General features: G+C 70.6%; 17 protein-coding genes. 10 read left to right on the top strand and 7 right to left on the bottom strand.

Features of this window, described 5'->3' with window-relative positions; genetic code table 11:
- Positions 1-207: 207 nt before the first annotated feature.
- Entirely contained in the window at positions 208-1,737 is a 1,530-nt protein-coding gene (locus ACWD3H_RS26695) for a glycoside hydrolase family 3 protein (protein ID WP_451956942.1), read from the bottom strand.
- Positions 1,738-2,137: 400 nt separating this feature from the next.
- Here ACWD3H_RS26695 and ACWD3H_RS26690 point away from each other — a divergent pair, with 400 nt between their 5' ends.
- Entirely contained in the window at positions 2,138-2,830 is a 693-nt protein-coding gene (locus ACWD3H_RS26690) for a mycothiol-dependent nitroreductase Rv2466c family protein (RefSeq protein WP_451956941.1), read from the top strand.
- A 328-nt stretch (positions 2,831-3,158) separates the two neighbouring features.
- Positions 3,159-3,719: a hypothetical protein gene (locus ACWD3H_RS26685; RefSeq protein ID WP_355566254.1), complete on the top strand. Its 561-nt coding sequence runs from the start codon at positions 3,159-3,161 to the stop codon at positions 3,717-3,719.
- A gap of 112 nt (positions 3,720-3,831) precedes the next feature.
- Here the strand turns inward: ACWD3H_RS26685 and pgm are convergent, their stop codons facing one another.
- On the bottom strand, positions 3,832-5,472 hold the full coding sequence (gene pgm / locus ACWD3H_RS26680; protein ID WP_451956940.1) for a phosphoglucomutase (alpha-D-glucose-1,6-bisphosphate-dependent): 1,641 nt from the start codon (positions 5,470-5,472) through the stop codon (positions 3,832-3,834).
- 282 nt (positions 5,473-5,754) lie between these two features.
- Here pgm and ACWD3H_RS26675 point away from each other — a divergent pair, with 282 nt between their 5' ends.
- Genes ACWD3H_RS26675 through ACWD3H_RS26665 form a run of 3 tightly spaced genes read left to right on the top strand, consistent with a single transcriptional unit; the run spans position 5,755 to position 8,521 of the window.
- Entirely contained in the window at positions 5,755-6,675 is a 921-nt protein-coding gene (locus ACWD3H_RS26675; protein ID WP_451956939.1) for an ROK family protein, read from the top strand.
- On the top strand, positions 6,672-7,421 hold the full coding sequence (locus ACWD3H_RS26670) for a sugar phosphate isomerase/epimerase family protein (protein ID WP_451956938.1): 750 nt from the start codon (positions 6,672-6,674) through the stop codon (positions 7,419-7,421). Before ACWD3H_RS26675 ends, ACWD3H_RS26670 begins: the two co-directional genes overlap by 4 nt.
- Positions 7,418-8,521 carry a Gfo/Idh/MocA family protein gene (locus ACWD3H_RS26665; protein ID WP_451956937.1) on the top strand — a complete coding sequence of 368 codons (1,104 nt, stop codon included), beginning with the start codon at positions 7,418-7,420 and terminating at the stop codon, positions 8,519-8,521. The genes ACWD3H_RS26670 and ACWD3H_RS26665 overlap by 4 nt, the downstream gene beginning before the upstream one ends.
- A gap of 25 nt (positions 8,522-8,546) precedes the next feature.
- Here ACWD3H_RS26665 and ACWD3H_RS26660 read toward each other — a convergent pair whose 3' ends face one another.
- On the bottom strand, positions 8,547-8,738 hold the full coding sequence (locus tag ACWD3H_RS26660; RefSeq protein ID WP_451956936.1) for a hypothetical protein: 192 nt from the start codon (positions 8,736-8,738) through the stop codon (positions 8,547-8,549).
- Positions 8,739-8,755: 17 nt separating this feature from the next.
- Between ACWD3H_RS26660 and ACWD3H_RS26655 the strand changes: the two genes are divergently transcribed.
- Positions 8,756-9,400: a hypothetical protein gene (locus tag ACWD3H_RS26655; protein WP_355618141.1), complete on the top strand. Its 645-nt coding sequence runs from the start codon at positions 8,756-8,758 to the stop codon at positions 9,398-9,400.
- Positions 9,401-9,506: 106 nt separating this feature from the next.
- On the opposite strand, the gene ACWD3H_RS26650 is transcribed toward ACWD3H_RS26655, so the two are convergent.
- On the bottom strand, positions 9,507-9,968 hold the full coding sequence (locus tag ACWD3H_RS26650; RefSeq protein WP_350926237.1) for a PPOX class F420-dependent oxidoreductase: 462 nt from the start codon (positions 9,966-9,968) through the stop codon (positions 9,507-9,509).
- A 210-nt stretch (positions 9,969-10,178) separates the two neighbouring features.
- On the opposite strand from ACWD3H_RS26650, the gene ACWD3H_RS26645 reads away from it, so the two are divergent.
- The 3 genes from ACWD3H_RS26645 to ACWD3H_RS26635 all read left to right on the top strand — a co-directional run bounded on the left by ACWD3H_RS26645 (position 10,179) and on the right by ACWD3H_RS26635 (position 14,309).
- On the top strand, positions 10,179-10,859 hold the full coding sequence (locus ACWD3H_RS26645) for a fasciclin domain-containing protein (RefSeq protein WP_451956935.1): 681 nt from the start codon (positions 10,179-10,181) through the stop codon (positions 10,857-10,859).
- 349 nt (positions 10,860-11,208) lie between these two features.
- Entirely contained in the window at positions 11,209-11,949 is a 741-nt protein-coding gene (locus tag ACWD3H_RS26640; RefSeq protein ID WP_355566636.1) for a beta-phosphoglucomutase family hydrolase, read from the top strand.
- The gene (locus tag ACWD3H_RS26635) at positions 11,949-14,309 is read left to right on the top strand and encodes a glycoside hydrolase family 65 protein (RefSeq protein ID WP_451956934.1); all 2,361 of its coding nucleotides are present in this window, start codon (positions 11,949-11,951) and stop codon (positions 14,307-14,309) included. Before ACWD3H_RS26640 ends, ACWD3H_RS26635 begins: the two co-directional genes overlap by 1 nt.
- Before the next feature lie 219 nt (positions 14,310-14,528).
- Here ACWD3H_RS26635 and ACWD3H_RS26630 read toward each other — a convergent pair whose 3' ends face one another.
- The 3 genes from ACWD3H_RS26630 to ACWD3H_RS26620 form a co-directional block, all read right to left on the bottom strand.
- Positions 14,529-15,347, bottom strand: coding sequence for an SAM-dependent methyltransferase (locus tag ACWD3H_RS26630; RefSeq protein ID WP_451956933.1), 819 nt, complete (start codon positions 15,345-15,347; stop codon positions 14,529-14,531).
- 136 nt (positions 15,348-15,483) lie between these two features.
- The gene (locus tag ACWD3H_RS26625) at positions 15,484-16,299 is read right to left on the bottom strand and encodes an SAM-dependent methyltransferase (RefSeq protein WP_451956932.1); all 816 of its coding nucleotides are present in this window, start codon (positions 16,297-16,299) and stop codon (positions 15,484-15,486) included.
- Between the two features lie 166 nt (positions 16,300-16,465).
- Positions 16,466-16,969 (bottom strand): ATP-binding protein, encoded by a 504-nt coding sequence (locus tag ACWD3H_RS26620; RefSeq protein ID WP_355566648.1) that lies wholly within the window; start codon positions 16,967-16,969, stop codon positions 16,466-16,468.
- A 229-nt stretch (positions 16,970-17,198) separates the two neighbouring features.
- Between ACWD3H_RS26620 and ACWD3H_RS26615 the strand changes: the two genes are divergently transcribed.
- Positions 17,199-17,435 (top strand): DUF397 domain-containing protein, encoded by a 237-nt coding sequence (locus ACWD3H_RS26615; RefSeq protein ID WP_350964956.1) that lies wholly within the window; start codon positions 17,199-17,201, stop codon positions 17,433-17,435.
- The last annotated feature ends 99 nt before the right edge of the window (positions 17,436-17,534 follow it).

Genomic DNA, 17,534 nt, shown 5'->3' with positions numbered 1-17,534 from the left:
GTTCTGGTTCTGGGGAGGGAAGGTGGCGCGGTGCCGCATGGTTCTGTGGGGTGTTCGGGGGTGGCGATAACCAAGCTACCGAAGCACGCCGCGTGGTGCTCTCGCCGTCGGGCCGGCGGAGAGGTGGGACGCCGGTGGGGGAGAGGTGGGACCCGGCCGGCTGCCGGTGAGAGGTGGGATCTCCCGCTCTCGGCTGTGGGGAGGAGGTCAATGAGCGCCTTCCGGGTCAGTGGTCAGCCAGTGGGCGACGGCGCGGGCCGAGGCCCAGGAGATGCCGTTGGTGGTCACGTACACGGCTCCGGTGGGCTCGCCGGGTACTCCGGTCTCGACCACGATGGCGTCGGGGCGCAGCGTGACGGCCCGTGCCAGCAGGTCCCTGACCCAGGGGTGGCGCCAGGCGTCGTGTACCACCAGGACCAGCGGGCGCCCCTCGTCGCCGGGGCCGGACAGTTCGGGTAGCTCGGGCCTGTCCGCGGTGACGACGTGCCCGGTGGTGTCCGGCACCAGCTCGGCGAAGGCGCCGATGAGGCCGGTGGGCGTACCCGGCTCGACCGCCTGGCTCAGCCGAGGAGCGATGTCGACGACCAGCGGTGGTCCGGAGAGCGCCGGTGGGGTGCCGACCACGCGCATGGCCGCGAGGGCCGTCCTCAGGCCGAGCTCCTCGTCTCCCGGGCCACCCCCGTCCCGCGCCCGCGCGGCGCTCTGGGCCGCTCGGGCCTCCACGGCGCCGCTCGCGGCGTACCAGCGGGACAGGGCCAGCACGCGCGAGGCCGCTTCGGCCAGCCGCTCCTCGGGGAGCCTGCCCTCCCGTACGGCGTCCACGATGGCGTCGCGCAGCTCGTGGACGTTCTCGCCGCCGGGGGAGGAGATGCCCGCGCAGATCGCGTCGGCCCCTGCCAGCAGGGCGCGGACCGCGATCTCCCCCGGCGGGTGGAGGGCCGCGACGGCGCGCATCTCGACGGCGTCGGTGACGATCATGCCGTCGAATCCCATCTCCTCGCGGAGCAGCCCGGTCATGATCCGCCGGCTCAGCGTCGCGGGGTTGTCCGGATCGAGGGCGGGGACCAGCAGGTGGCCGCACATGATGGCCCGTACTCCGGCGGCCACCGCGGCGCGGAAGGGCGGCAGGTCGCGTTCGGCGAGAAGCTCTGTGGAGGCGTGCACGGTCGGCAGGGCATGGTGGGAGTCGGTGTGGGTGTCGCCGTGACCGGGGAAGTGCTTGGCGCAGGCGGCGACCCCGGCGCCCTGAAGGCCCAGGATCCAGGCCGCGGTGTGCCTGGAGACCAGCTCCGGGTCCGGGCCGAAGGAACGGACGCCGATCACCGGGTTGGCGGGGTTGGCGTTGACGTCGGCCACCGGGGCGTAGTCGAGGGTGATGTCCGCCGCGATGAGGAGACGGCCGATCTCCTGGGCGACCAGCCGGGTCTGTTCGACGTCGTCGCCTACCCCCAGCGCCCGGTTACCCGGCCACGAACTGCCCCTCGCGGCCTGCAGGCGGGTGACCGACCCGCCCTCCTCGTCCACCGCGACCACCACGGCGGGATTCTCCGCGCGCAGCCGGGCGACGAGATCGGCCGTGTGGGCGGGGCCGGTGAGGTTCCTGGCGAACAGCACCGTCCCGCCGAGACCTTCCTCGCCGAGCGCGCGGCGCAGCCAGCCGGGAGGCTCGGTGCCGTCGAAACCCGGCTGGAGGACGGTCATGGCCAGCCGGGCCAGGTCGGGGCTGCGGTGGGGCATGCGGTCACCTTCTCGGTCGAGGGAGGCGTCTTCGGACAGGTCGGCGGCGGGGGGCGTCCCAGAGCAGGTTACACATTAATGACACTTTTCTTCATAACGGCTGCCCTGAAAGTAGCTTTTTGTCATTCTCTTGATCGAGATCCGCGCTGCCGGCCCCGCGGCCGCCGGACATGCCTCGCCGGTGTGCGGGAGCTGTCAGATTCGATCAGCCGTTCGTGACGACGCCGTGTTCGAAGGTCCCGTGAGAGAAGGGTGGCACACGACCGGGGCGGGCTCGAATGGCCGGGTCTCCTGACGCGGCCATGTTCTCCACGTGCTCCTGATCCCCGGCCCGCCCTTGACCTCCATCGCGGTTGAGGTCCCATCCTGGAATGAGGACTTCCGAGGAAAGAGGATCGCCGTGAGCGAGGATCTGGTCGACTTCTGGTTCGATCCCGGCTGCCCTTGGGCCTGGATCACCTCCCGCTGGATCGTGGAGGTGGGCAAGGTGCGTCCCATCACGGTCAACTGGCGGGAGATGAGCCTGGCGGTGCTCAACGAGAAACAGGAGATGTCCGAGGAGTACCGCGAGATCGTCGAACTCGGCCGGGGCACCATCCGGGTGTTCGCCGCGGCACGCGAGGCGGCGGGGAACGTCGCCGTCGGTGACCTCTACACCGCGCTCGGCACCCGCTACCACGGCGCGGACGGCCTGTTCCGGCGGTCCCGCGAGGCCGTCGCCGCCGGCGGCCTCACCGACTGGCGGGCCGCGATGGAGGGGCTGGCACCGGTGATCGCCGCCGCGCTGGCCGACGCCGGGTTGCCCGCCGGGCTTCTCGCCGCGAGAACCGATCCCAGCTGGGACGACGCGATCCACGCCTCGCACGCCCTGGTGCCGGCCGGGAAGCGGAACCAGTCGCTGATCGGCGTCCCGACCATCTCGGTGAACGGGCACGCCGGGCAGTTCGGCCCCGTCATCAGTGAGATCCCGGTCGGTGAGCGGGCCGGGCGGCTCTGGGACGCGTTCAAGGTGCTCGCCACCGAGGAGGCGTTCTTCGAGCTCAAACGGGTCACGGACCGGGCGGATCCCCGCACCTTCCCGGAGACCCCCTAGCGCGGAACGGGGTCTCTCTCCCCGCGCCCTCGCCGCCCTTTGCGGAGAAATGGCCTGTTCTTTCGTGAACGACATGCCTCATCGTGTTCGTTGCTCCTGCCTGAGGGCAGGCCCCCGAGTGTGATGGAGCGTGAGGTTCGCCGCCGCCGCGCTGCCGGGGTTCGTGGCAGGCGCGGCTTCGCCGGTCTCTCCGTCGTGGACGGTTCCCCCGCCGGGGCCCGTTCCCTTGGTAGGTCCCCCGTGTGAGCTCCGCCTGAACGCTGCCCGCCGGGGCCCTTGGAGCAGGCGGCCGGCGTGCGCTACGAAGGGATGGGGGAGGGAGGCCACCGTGGGTAAATCCGGCCAGGAGGTGGCGCTGCGAGCCCTTGGCGCCGCGCTCGACCTGCACGCCCCGACGGCCCGCCACGGCGTCAGGGCGTTTCCCGAGGGCACGCCGTTCCTGTGGCTGATCGTTCCCGGCGCGGGCGGGGCCACCGTCTTCATTGACGACCGCCAGTGGATCTGCCTGAGCGAACCCGAGCGGGGCGGGGTGACCGTCCAACTCGTCGCCGGCGGGATCGACGACGACCCCGCCCTCGTCGTGGGCCGGATCATGACCGTCATGGTGCCGGTGCCCCGTCGCAGGGGCCGCCTGTCGCGCGCGCTGGGAGCGGGGCTGCTCGGCATCGTGGGAGGCGCGGGTGTGGGGCTGCTGGCCGCGCTGCTCATGGCCGTCCTCGTCGCAGGCAACGGCTACATCTCGGACGCGGCCATCAAAGTGGTGTACGTGCTGGCCGCGCTGATCGGCGTCGGGTCCGGGTGCTGGGTGGCGCTGCGCTGCTGGCGGCTGGGCGCGGGGCCGCGCGACAAAGGTCCCCGCGACAGAGGTCCCCGCGGGCGGGGACCTTAGGAGGGACCATCGGGAGGACCACGCGAAGGAGCGGGCCGGGCAGCCGACGGTCTACGACGGGTTCACGGGGCACACCCGCGACCCGGCCGCCCGGTACGTGTTCACCTCGTCATCATCTGCTCAGGGACGCCGAGACCAGGTCGCGTGCCTCCCGCTGGACCTGTGCCAGGTGCTCGGTTCCCCTGAAGGATTCGGCGTAGATCTTGTACACGTCCTCGGTGCCCGAGGGGCGGGCGGCGAACCAGGCGTTCTCGGTGGAGACCTTGAGCCCGCCGATGGCGGCGCCGTTGCCGGGGGCGGAGGTGAGCACCTGCGTGATCGCCTCCCCGGCGAGGGTGTCGGCGGTGACCTGCTCGGCCGAGAGCCTGGCGAGCACCGCCTTCTCCTGCCGGGTCGCGGGGGCGTCGACGCGGGCGTAGGCGGGGTCGCCGAACCTGGCCACCAGGTCGGCGTAGTGCTCGCTCGGCGAACGGCCGGTGGTCGCGATGATCTCCGAGGCGAGCAGCGCCAGGATCAGGCCGTCCTTGTCGGTGGTCCACACCTCGCCGTCGCGCCGCAGGAACGACGCCCCGGCGCTCTCCTCGCCGCCGAAGCCCAGCGAGCCGTCCAGCAGGCCCGGGACGAACCACTTGAACCCGACGGGGACCTCCACCAGTCGCCTGCCCTCCTCGGCGGCCACCAGGTCGATCATCCGGCTGCTCACCAGCGTCTTGCCGACTCCCGCGTCCGCGGGCCAGCCGGGCCGGTGGGAGTAGAGATAGGAGATGGCCACGGCGAGGTAGTGGTTGGGGTTCATCAGACCGGCGTCGGGGGTGACGATGCCGTGCCGGTCGGCGTCGGCGTCGTTGCCGGTGGAGACGTCGAAGGCGTCGCGACTGGCGATGAGCGAGGCCATCGCGTACGGCGACGAGCAGTCCATCCGGATCTTGCCGTCCCAGTCCAGTGTCATGAACCGCCACGTCGGATCGGTCTGCGGGTTGATCACCGTCAGGTCCAGCCGGTGCCGTTCGGCGATCTCCCCCCAGTAGGCGACGCTCGCCCCGCCCAGCGGGTCGGCGCCGATGCGCACCCCCGCCTCCCGGACGGCGTCAAGGTCGAGCACCGAGGGCAGGTCGTCCACGTAGCGGCCGAGGAAGTCGTAGCGGCCGGTCGTGTCGGCGGCCAGCGCCCTGGTGTACGGGAGCCGTCTGACCTCTTTCATACCTTCGGCGATCAGCGCGTTGGCCCGGTCCTGGATCCACGTGGTGGCGTCGGTGTCCGCCGGGCCGCCGTGCGGCGGGTTGTACTTGAAGCCGCCGTCGCCTGGCGGGTTGTGCGAGGGGGTCACCACCACGCCGTCGGCGCGGCCCGCGGCGCGTTTCCGGTTGTGGGCCAGGATCGCGTGGGAGACCGCCGGTGTCGGGGTGTAGCCGTCCCGGCTGTCGATCATGACCGTCACCCCGTTGGCCGCGAAGACCTCCAACGCGGAAACCCGGGCCGGCTCCGACAGCGCGTGGCTGTCGGCACCGAGGAACAGCGGGCCGTCGACACCCTGGGCGGCCCGGTACTCCACGATGGCCTGGCTGGTCGCGAGGATGTGGTCCTCGTTGAACGCGACGTTCAGCGAGGAGCCCCGGTGTCCCGACGTCCCGAACGCCACCCGCTGGCCGACCTCGCCCGGATCGGGGTGCAGCGCGTAGTAGGACGTCACCAGGCGCGCCACATCGACCAGATCGGACGGCTCGGCGGGCTGTCCCGCGCGTTCGTGCGTCATCACAGTCTCCTCACGTCACTCCTGAGCTAACCGTATCTACTCCTGGAATCGGACAGTTTTCGCAAGCTGTCCGGCCAGTGTGCTGGACCGGTGCCCCACACTCCCCGCGCATCGTTGACAACGTTGTCAGCGTCGTCATACCTTCAGCCTGTTTGCCCGGTCGCCGGGGGAACGTACTCTTTGTTCCATTGATCACCGGAGGATCCCCTTGCACAGCCACGTGGTGCTCCCGGTGGCCACCTGCCGTCCCCCCGCGCACCGGCGTGCCCGCGGGGGCGGCCGGTGACCGCCCTCGCGATCGACATCGGCGGCACCAAGTTCGCCGCCGCGCTGGTCAGGCCGGACGGCACCATGGTCCGCAGGGTGGAACTGCCGGTCGGCCACGACCCCGCCGCGACGCTGGCCTTGCTGGTCCGCGACGTCGGCGCGGGCACCGGCGGCGGTACCGGCACGGGGGGCCTGAGCGGGGTCGGCATCGGCTCCGCGGGTCCCCTTGACGCCGTCGCCGGCACGGTCAGCCCGGTGAACATCCCCTCCTGGCGTGACTTCCCGCTGGTCGGCACGGTGAGCGAGCTCCTTCCCGGCCTCCCCGTCGCGCTCGCCGGAGACGCGCAGTGCATGGCGCTGGGGGAGTGGTGGCGGGGCGGGCACGGCTCGCGCTCCCGGGCACTGCTGGGCATCGTGGTCTCCACCGGCGTGGGCGGCGGGCTGGTTCTCGGCGGGGTGCCGTACCTGGGACCGACAGGAAACGCCGGGCACATCGGGCACATCTCCGTGGACCGGAACGGTGAGCTCTGCCCCTGCGGGGCGACCGGCTGCCTGGAGACGATCGCCAGCGGCCCCAGCATGGTCCGCTGGGCGCTGGCGAACGGCTGGGGCGACCCCGGTACCCCGACGGACGCCCGCACGCTCTCGGCCGACGCCGCGCGCGGAGTCCCCATGGCCCAGCTGGCCTTCCAGCGGGCCGCCGACGCGCTGGCCGTGGCGATCCTCACCACGGCGGCGCTCTTCGACATCGACGACGTCGTCATCGGGGGCGGCGTCTCCGGGGCGGGCGAGACCCTGCTCACCCCGCTGCGCCAGGCGGTCGCCAAGCAGGCGGGCCTTGGCTTCCTGCGCCGCCTGAACGTCGAGCGCACCCGTCTGGAACGCGACGCCGGCCTGTACGGCGCCGCGGCACTGGTCCTCAAGGAGAGCCGATGAGCCCACTCGCCGTCCAGTTGTACTCCGTGCGCGAACAGGCGGCCGTCGACCGCCGCGCCGTGCTGCGCCGCATCGCCGAGATGGGGTACGGCGCGGTCGAGCCGTACGACGCGCACCTCGATCCGGATGGGCTCCGCGAGGAGCTGGAGGAGACCGGGCTCGCGGTGTGCAGCGTGCACGCCCCGCTGCTCGACGAGCGGCGCGCGACGGCGCTGGCCGCCGCCGCGGCCATCGGCGCCACGACCGTCATCGTGCCCGCCGCCCCCGCCGAGTGGTTCGCCGGCAGACAGGAGCTGGAGCAGGCGGCCAGGAGCATCGGCGAGGTGGCCAGGGAGGCGGCGGACCACGGCCTGCGGCTCGGCTACCACAACCACTGGTGGGAGCTGGAGCAGCGGGTGGAGGGCCGTCCCGCGCTGGAGGTGCTGGCCGACCTGCTGGACCCCTCGGTGCTGCTGGAGGTCGATCTCTACTGGGCGGCGACCGGCGGGGTCGACCCCTCGGGGCTGCTGGCCCGGCTGGGCGAGCGGGTGAGTCACCTGCACGTCAAGGACGGACCCGCCACCCTCCAGGGCCCGATGACCGCGGTCGGCTCGGGCGAGGTGCCCATCGTGGACGCGCTGAACACCGCTCCGGGCGCGGTGCGGATCGTGGAGCTCGACCACTGTGCCACCGACATGTTCCAGGCACTGGCCGACAGCCACGCCTACCTGACCGGCCTCGTCGCCGCCGGGCGGGTGAGCTCGTGACCGGACCGTTCGGAGTGGCGATCGTCGGCTGCGGGAACATCAGCCACCAGTACCTGAACAACCTCGCCTCCTTCCCCGGCGTGCGGGTGGTGGCGTGCGCCGACCTCGATCGGGCACGTGCCGAAGAGGTCGCGGCGCGCTACGGTGTGCCGGTGGCGGCCGCGCCGGAGGAGGCGATCTCGCACCCCGACGTGGAGTTGGTGATCAACCTCACGGTCCCGTCCGCGCACGCCGAGGTGGCGCTCGCCGCCGTTCTGGCCGGGAGGCACGTCTACAACGAGAAGCCGTTCACGGTGGACAGGGAGTCCGGAGCGGAACTGGTCGAGGCCGCCGCGTCGGCGGGGGTGCTCCTGGGCAGTGCCCCCGACACCTTTCTGGGCGCGGGGCTGCAGACCGCGGCCCGGCTCGTGGCCGAGGGGGCCATCGGCACGCCGCTCACCGCCCTGACCCTGTTCCAGAGTCCGGGCCCCGAGTCGTGGCATCCCAGCCCCGAGTTCTTCTTCCAGCCGGGGGCCGGGCCGCTGTTCGACATGGGCCCCTACTATCTGACGGCCCTGGTGACCCTGTTCGGCCCGGCGGAGCGGGTGGCCGCCGTCGGCCGCAGGGCCAGGGACGAGCGGGTCATCGGCTCAGGGCCCAGGGTCGGCACGCGTTTTCCCGCGGTGGTCCCCACCCACACGACCGCGCTGCTGGAGTTCGCCGCGGGACAGGCGGCCACGATGATCTTCAGCTTCGACTCGCCGCTCCGCCGCGCCGGGTTCATCGAGATCACCGGCACCGAGGCGACCATGCAGGTGCCCGATCCCAACACGTTCGGGGGTGAGGTGCGACTGCGCCGGGCCGCCGACGAGGAATGGGTGCCGGTTCCCACGACGGGCACCGAGGCCGGTCGTGGTCTGGGCGTGCTCGACATGGCCCAGGCCATCCGCGAGGGAAGGCCGCATCGCGCCACCGGCGAGCTGGGCCTGCACGTCCTCGACACGATGATCGCCGTCGCGGAGTCCTCGGAGCAGGCCGAGTTCGTGAAGATCGCCAGCACCTGCCCGGTGCCCGCACCACTGCCTGAAGGGTGGGATCCGGCCGAGATCCGTTTCGGCTGATCCCCGGACGGCCGCGCCCGAATGGTCAGGGGTTCCGGTCGGCGGGGGCGACGGCCTCGGGGGCGCCCTCGGAGGACTCCGCCAGGCGGGCGCGGAGGCGGGTGCGGATCTCGTCCGGGGTGTAGGCCTGCCGGCGGCGCTCGGCTCGCGCGATCACCACCCCCGTGGCCGCGACACCTGCGACACCTGCCAGACCGAGTACCTTCCACCATCGCATGTGCCTACGCTAGCGGAATGTCCGGTAAGAACATCAGCCTCGATGAGGCAGTCAACCTGACCCGCACCGGCGACGTGTGGCTGTTCCGCGGCCGAACGGTGCCCGATCGAGCCATCCAGACCGTGACGAACAGCCCGGTGAACCACGTCGGAATGTCGGTGGTCATCGAGGACATGCCCCCCATGATGTGGCACGCCGAGCTGGGCCGGTCCCTGCCCGACCTGTGGTCGGGGACCAACCAGCGCGGTGTGCAGCTGCACGACCTGCAGGAGGCGGTCACGGTCTGGGCCACCAGATACGGCCAGCGCGGCTGGCTGAGGCAGCTGGAGCCGCAGGTCACCCGCGAGATGGAGGACGCCGTTCTGCGCACCGTCGCCCGGCTGGACGGCACGCCGTTCCCGTCGACGGCCAGGCTCGCCGGTCGCTGGGCGAAGGGGCGGGTGCCCAGGATCTTCAAGCGGGGCACCGGGGAGAGCGCCCTGGAGAGCGCCTACTGCGCCGAGGTCGTCGCGGTCACCTACGAGGCCATGGGGCTCCTGCCCGGCGGCCGCAGGCCGAACTGGTACGACCCGGGCCGGTTCTGGAGTGGTGACGACCTCGAGCTGACCGGCGGTTTCCGGCTCGGCGGAGAGATCACCGTGAACCTGGGGCAGGCCCCGTAGGGGGAACGGAGCGGCGGGCCGATACGTGTGCGGCGCCCACCGTGACACCGGTTCCCAGCAGGGCGCCCTGGTCTCCGGGACGCGGTCCTGGCCGACCTGGGGTGATTCACGCCAGCCGGGCGGGGAAGCCTCCCGTGGCGATCGGGCCCCAGCGCTCGGGGGTGAGACGTAGCAGCGACTTGCCCTGCCGGGTCATGGCCGCACGATACTCCTCCCAGTCGGGGTGCTCGCCGGAGATCGACCGGTAGTAGTCGACCAGCGGTTCGAGGGCGTCGGGCAGGTCGAGGACCTCGGCCGCGCAGTCCACCTGCACCCAGGGGCCGTCGAAGTCGTCCGACAGGACCACGACGCTCACCCGGGGGTCGCGGCGGGCGTTCGAGGCCTTGGCGCGCTCGGGATAGGTGGACACCACGATGCGGCCCTCGGCGTCGACGCCGCAGGTCACCGGGGACGCCTGTGGCCTGCCGTCGCGCCGCGTCGTGATGACCAGCGCGCGGTGGCGATCACGGAGGAAATCCAGCAGCCGGTCGTGTGAGACGACCTCGTTGGTCGCGATCTTTGGGCTCATGCTCCTACTGTACGGGGATACGGCGCGCCTGAATTAACGCTCTGCCGGGTGGAAAATGGCCCTCTTTCTCGGGAGATATGTGGTCAAGAGTCTTCTAATGGGGCATTTGGCGCCAAATCTCAGGGAATTGATCTCCAATACAGCACATGAGTGGCTCGGGAACCGGCCGACGGACCCCGGTGGCTCATCCGCCCAATCAAGGAGATAACCGTGAAGCAGAAGTCTCTTCTGGCATCGGCCCTGACCGTGCTCGCCCTGTCCGCCGTCCCCGCCGCGCAGGCGGTCGCCGCCCCCGCGCGCATCACCTCTCCCACGCCGGTTCCGACGGACATGGCCTCCAGCCCGCCGATGGAGAGCGCCGCGCCCACGGAATCCATGATGCCCGGCGAGAGCGGATCGCCCGAGCCTTCGGGCGTGATGACGGAGCCGTTCGGCCCCGGCTGCGCGTCCCTGCCCACCAGCGGGGCGGGAAGTCCCAGCGAGATGGCGACGCAGCCGGTCGCCACCGCCATCGCCTCCAGCCCCGACCTGTCCACGCTGTCCAAGGCGATCGATCAGGCCGGTCTGGCCGAGAAGCTCAACTCCGCCAAGGACATCACGGTGTTCGCGCCCACCAACGCCGCGTTCGACAAGATCCCGAAGGAGAAGCTCGACAAGATCCTGGGCGACAAGGAGAAGCTGACCAAGCTCCTGGGCTACCACGTCGTCGAGGGGAAGAAGACTCCGCAGGACCTCGCGGAGGGCGAGCTGACCACGATGGAGGGGGGAACGCTGAAGGTCAAGGGTTCCGGTGAGGACTACACGGTCAACGACGCCAAGGTCGTCTGCGGCGACATCCAGACCTCCAACGCCGTCGTCTACCTCGTCGACGGGGTACTCAAGCCCAAGTGATCGCGGTGGCCCAGTGGTCGCGATCCGGCCGGGCGAGGGGTGCCTGCGGAGGCGCCCCTCACCCGTGGCCGTCTCGGCGGTCTTCTGCTGGTCGTCCACCACCTCCTTGAGTGGTGCCGCGAGGCCGCGCCGGCGGCCGACGGCTGATCTGGAGGCGCAGATGGACATCACCTGTGCCTCTCGGAGGAGGAACCGGGGACTTGGAGGTGTGCCGGCGTGCCGCCGACTACCTGGCCGCGGGTCAGCTCCACCTCATGACCGACCCGCTGCCGCGTGAGTCGCTGAGTCCTGAGCACGTCGAACCCCACTCGCAGGTATTCGTGGGGATCGTGCCGGGAAGGTGTGGTCCATGACGAGGTTGGGGATCCCCGACGAGATCCGTGCCTGCCTGTTCGATCTCGACGGCGTGCTGACCAAGACGGCGGTGGTGCACGCGGCCGCCTGGAAGCAGATGTTCGACGACTTCCTCAGACGGCGAGACGGCGAGAGGTTCCGCCCGTTCGACGCGGTGGACGACTACGACGCCTACGTCGACGGGCGCCCGCGTTTCGACGGGGTACGTACCTTCCTCGCCGCGCGCGGCATCGTGCTGCCCGAGGGGGAGCCGGGCGATCCGCCCGAGCGTGACACCGTGCACGGCCTGGGCAACCGCAAGAACCTCCTGGTACTGGAGAAGATCCGCAAGGACGGAGTGCAGGCGTATCCGGGGTCGGTACGCCTGGTGGTGGCGGCCCGCGGTGCGCGGCTCGCGACCGCGGTCGTGTCCTCCAGCGCCAACTGCCAGGCCGTCCTGGCCGCGGCCGGCATCGAGCGGCTCTTCGACGCCCGGATCGACGGCGTGATCGCGGCCGAACGGGGGCTCGCGGGCAAACCGCACCCGGACACCTTCCTCGCGGCGGCGCGCGACCTGGGCGTCCCACCCGCCGGCGCGGCGGTCTTCGAGGACGCGCTGGCCGGAATGGAGGCCGGCCGGGCGGGCGGATTCGGCTACGTCGTCGGGGTCGACCGGGCCGACCAGGCGGACGCGCTGCGCGCGCACGGCGCGGACGTCGTGGTGAGGGACCTGGCCGAACTGCTTCGGGAGGAGTGATGATCAGCCATCCCTCGTACGCGGTCGAGCCGTGGAGTCTGCGGGAGACCGCCCTGCACCTGGAGGTACTGGCCCAGAGCGAGTCGGTGTTCGCGCTCGCCAACGGGCACATCGGCTGGCGTGGCAACCTGGACGAAGGGGAACCGCACGGTCTGCCCGGCACCTACCTCAACGGGGTGTACGAACGGCACCCGCTGCCGTACGCGGAGGCCGGCTACGGTTATCCGGAGATCGGCGAGACCATCCTCAACGTCACCAACGGCAAGATCATCCGGCTGCTCGTCGACGATGCGCTGTTCGACCTGCGCTACGGCCGGTTGCGCTCTCATGAACGGCTGCTGGATCTGCGCGCGGGGGTCCTGCGGCGCACCTGCGTGTGGACCTCACCGTCCGGGCGAACCGTCCGGGTCCGCTCGACCCGGCTGGTCTCCTTCACCCAACGAGCCGTCGCCGCCGTCGCCTACGAGGTGGAGCCGCTGGACGCGGCCATCCGTGTCGTCATCCAGTCCGAACTGCTGGCCAACGAGCAACTGCCGCGGCCATCCTCCGTCGACCCGCGGGTTTCGGCTGCCCTGGAGACATCCCTGCGACCGGAGGAACACCTCGCCGAGAGCACCCGGCTGCGCCTGATCCACCGCACCGCCGACAGCGGCCTGCGGGTCGCCGCCGCGGCCGACCACCTTGTCACCGGACCCGACTCGACACAGACCTACGGCGAGAGCGGCGCGGACGTCGGCCGGTTCACCATCACGGCGTCGCTGAACCCCGGGCAGGTCCTGCGGCTGGAAAAGCTGGTCGCCTACGGCTGGTCGGGGGTGCGTTCGCTGCCGGCGATGCGCGACCAGGTGGAGGCCGCGCTCGCCGGAGCGCGCAGCACGGGCTGGCCGGGGCTGGTGGCGCAACAGCGCGGCTACCTGGACGATTTCTGGGCCGGCGCCGATATCGAGATCGACGGTGATGCGGAGATCCAGCAGGCAGTGAGGTTCGCACTCTTCCACGTGCTGCAGGCCGGTGCCCGCGCCGAGTGCCGGGCCATCCCCGCCAAGGGCCTGACCGGATCCGGTTACGACGGTCACTGCTTCTGGGACACCGAGACCTTCGTTCTGCCGGTGCTGACCTGTACCGTGCCGCAGGCCGTGGCCGAAGCGCTGCGCTGGAGGCAGTCCACACTGCCCCCGGCTCGGGAGCGGGCGGCCCAGCTCGGCCTCCAGGGCGCTGCCTTCCCCTGGCGCACCATCGAGGGCCTGGAGTGCTCCGGATACTGGCCCGCGGGTACCGCCGCCTTCCATGTGAACGCCGACATCGCCGACGCCGTCCTGCGCTACCTCGCCTTCACCGGGGATCAGGAGTTCGAGCGCGACGTCGCGGTGGAGTTGCTGGTGGAGACGGCGCGATTGTGGTGCTCGCTCGGTCACCACGACCACCAGGGCCGCTTTCACATCGACGGGGTGACCGGACCCGACGAGTACAGCGCGATCGCCGACGACAACCTGTACACCAACCTCATGGCGCAGGCGAACCTGCTGGCCGCCGCCGACATCGCCGGACGGCATCCCGGCCGTGCCGCCTCCTATGGGGTGGACGACGACGAGGCGACCGCCTGGCGTGCCGCCGCCCACACCATGGCCGTGCCCTACAACCACGAGCTGGGGGTCCACGAGCAGTCGGCCGGATTCACCCGCCACCAGAAGTGGGACTTCGCGAGCACGCGGCAGGATCAGTATCCGCTGCTGCTGCACTTCCCCTACTTCGACCTGTACCGCAAACAGGTCGTCAAACAGGCCGACCTGGTCCTGGCGATGTACCTGCGCGGCGACGCGTTCGACCCGGAGCAGAAGTCACGCAACTTCGCCTACTACGAACCGCTGACCGTGCGGGACTCCTCCCTGTCCGCCTGCAGTCAGGCCATCATCGCCGCCGAGACCGGATACCTGCGCCTCGCCGACGACTACCTCGGCGAAGCCGCGCTGATGGACCTGGAGAACCTGGAGCACAACACCCGCGACGGCCTGCACATCGCCTCCCTGGCCGGCACCTGGCTGGTGCTGGTCGCCGGCTTCGGCGGCATGCGCCACCGGGACGGTACGCTCCACTTCGCGCCCCGCCTGCCGGAAACCCTCACTCGGCTGCTGTTCACCGTGCAGATCCAGGGCCGAAGCCTGCAAGTGGAGATCACCGGTTCCGCCACCACCTACCGCCTGCTCAAGGGAGCCGATCTGACGATCCGGCACTACCAGCGGCCGGTCACGCTCAACGGCCGGCGTCCGCAACAACGCCCCACACCACCTCTGCCGCCCCGTCCCGAGCCCCGGCAGCCACCAGGACGCCGCCCGAAATCCCGCCACCCCGAACACATGTGACAACACACCCGCCGCCGCACACCGAACCCGATCACAGCGGCTGCGGCAATCCTCGGTGACGTGGCGGAGCATAAGGACAGGCGGACCGGGCCAAGCGGCGCAGGAAGATCACAGCCCGTCTCGCCTGCTCACCAGGCAGGACGCGCGCTGCCCGCTCCGCGGAGAGCTACCCGGCGAGAAGACCGCCCTCCCGCCCGCCAGGGGAACGGGCGAAACCGGTCAGGATTCGACCTTGCGGGCTACCCCGCCCATCGTCCACGTCTTCTCACGGCCCTGCGTCGCCAGCGGGTTGTCGGGGCGCCAGTGGCGGACGTAGACCAGGCCGGGCTCGACCAGCTCCAGCCCGTCGAAGAATCGCAGCACCTGGTCACTGCGCCGGGAGGCGTCCTCATGGCGGCCGAGGACCTTCCGGTAGATGTCGACCAGCGGACCCGCCGCCTCCGGGCGCGTGTCGAAGACGACGTGGCCGATGGCGAAGTGGCTGCCCGCGGGCACCGCGTCGCGCAGGATCGCCACGTTCTTGTGCGGGTTGTCCTCGTCGGGGATGAACTGCAGGGCCGACAGGATCAGGACGGCCACCGGCAGGTCCAGGTCGATCAGGCGCCGCAGCTCGGGGTCGTTGAGCAACTCGCGGGGGTGCAGCACGTCACCCTCGACGATGGTGGTGTGGAGGTTGGTGGCCAGCATGGCGCGGGCGTGGGAGAGCACGACCGGATCGGTGGCGACGTAGACCACGCGGGTGTCCGGCGCGATCGCCTGGGCCACCTGGTGGACGTTGTTGCGGGTGGGCAGCCCGGAACCGAGGACGACGAACTGGGTCATGCCCTGCTCGACGAGATAGCCCGTCACCCGGCGTAGGAAGGCCTGAGCCTCCTGGGACATGGTCCTGATCTCCGGCGCGATGGCGAGCACTTCCTCGGCGGCCTTACGGTCGGCGGCGAAGTTGTCCTTGCCCCCCAGGAAGTAGTCGTTCATCCTGGCGATGTTGGGCACGCTCGTGTTCAGGCCGGCCGCCGGTCGCCGGTCGGCGTCGCTCATCTGTCATCTCCTCTGTCGCCTCTGACGTCCTCCCGGGCTCGCGGTCCGGGGATTTCGGCACCCGGTCGGTTCCGGTGACACTCAACTGTCAGGGCGTGGGTAACGATCGAGGGGCCAAGCTGTTTTCCGGGGCAGTCTATTCCTTGCGGCCTACTCCGCCGACGACCCAGACGGAGTCCGGCCGGTGGGGCACCGCGCCCTCCGGCCGCCACCGGGGAATGTAGACGAGGCCCGGCTCGACGGGTTTCAACCCATCGAGGAAAGGCTCGACCTCGGCTCTGGTGCGCAGGTTCGCGCGGCGGGGACCGGTGATCGACCCGCGATCCTGAAAGAGGTCGGCGAGCTTCGCGGTTCTCTCGGGACACAGGTCCGAGACAGCGTGGGAGATGGCCATGTAGCTGCCCGGGGCCATGGCCTTCCGCAGGGTGGCGGTGACCCGCAGGGCCTCGGCGTCGTCCGGGAAGTCGGTCAGGAACGAGAAGAGGAGGATCGCCACGGGCCGATCGAGGTCGATCACGCCGGTGAGGCCGGGATGGGCCAGCAGGCCTTCCGGGTCGCGGGCGTCGGCCTCGATGACCGTGGCCCGGCCGTCCTCCTTCAGGAGGGCCCGGGCGTGCACGACGACCATCGGGTCGTTGTCGACGTAGACGACCCGCGCGTCGGGAGCGATGTCGTGCAGGATCTGGTGCGCGCTGCCCTGGGTCGGCAGTCCGCAGCCGATGTCGATGAACTGGCGTATGCCGGTCTCGGCGAGAAACCGCACGACGCGGCCGAGGAACCTGCGTCCCTCCACCGACATGGCGGGAAGTTCGGGGGCCAGTTCGAGCGCCACCCGCGCGGCGTCGCGGTCGGCGGCGAAGTTGTCCTTGCCACCCAGGAAGTAGTCGGCTATCCGGCCCGCGTTCGGGATCGTGGGGTCGAACCTGAGGCGCTCAGGTTGCGGCGACGCCATGATGTCCTCCGTCCGGCGGTGCGGCTTTCAGCGGACATTATCGGCCCTCAGGCCCCGAGGTGATGTATTTCGGGTCAATAACCCCTTCTGGCGGCGCATCTTCCTGATGCTCGGCTGCCTGCGCTCCGGTTGGGCGCCGTTTCGCCGGTGACGGGCCGCGCCGCGCTCAGTGGCAGGCCTCCAGGTGGCGTCCCCCTCTCCCAGGGAGGGCGAAGGCCGCCCATACCGCCTTGCCGCGGGTCTCCAGGGGAGCCCAGCCCCACATCTCGCTGATGCCGTCGACCACCTGTAGCCCCCGGCCGCTCTCCGCCTCGTAGTCGGGCTCGCGCAGGCAGGGCTCCTGGTCACTGGAGTCGGTGACCGCGCACAGCATCGAGCGTTCGGTGTGGCAGAGGATCACCTTGACCTCGGGGCAGGCCCGGGAGTGCTGGACGCCCCGCGTGCCGTGACGTACGGCGTTGGTCACGAGTTCGGAGACCACGACACCGGTGTCGTCGATCAGCTGCTCGAGCTCCCAGGCCCTCAGGGCGCCGGCGGTGAACTCACGGGCGGTCCGTGCGACGCACGGATCGTGGCGAAAGCTGCGTACGGCCATCTGCAGCCGGTTGACGTGGCTCTCGCCGCCGGCCCAGGGGGGCAGGCCGCTCGGGGGCAGTAGGTGATCGAGCATCGACAACCACCGTTCCCACCCTCCGATCTCAGCTCGGATGGGTGTGGCTTCATGTCTCTGGTAACCAGTCATCGACGACCTTGGGGGTGGGCGATCGTGCGGCAAGGGCGATCCGTCTAGTCATCTTGCACGCCGTAATGTGCATAGGCAAGTACAGATGCACGTGCATCTGCACAAAAAGCTCTATGCTCGTGGTGTTGTTTCCCTCCCTAATCGGTGAGAGGCGAGGATGAACCAGCTGTACAACGGCATGCCGGCAGCCCTGATGGGCGGAATCGTCTGGCGCAAGAGCCACTTCAGCAACCCCAGCGGCAACTGCGTGGAGCTCGCGGAACTCCCCGACGGCAGGGTCGCGATGCGCAACTCCCGCGATCCCGAAGGGCCCGCGCTGATCTACACGCGCCGCGAGGCCGACGCCTTCGTCCGCGGGGTGAAGAGCGGGGAGTTCGACGACCTGATCACCTGACTGCCGGCGAGAGGTGGTTGAAGAATAAAATTCTCTATGGCCTGGGCTTGGCGGGCGGAGTACCGTGAAAGGTCGCGATCGCCGCAAGGAAGTCGGAAC

It is taken from the genome of Streptosporangium sp. NPDC002607 (assembly GCF_053592655.1).
Note: the sequence above shows the minus strand (reverse complement) of the source record. Positions and strands in the feature narration are given on the sequence as shown.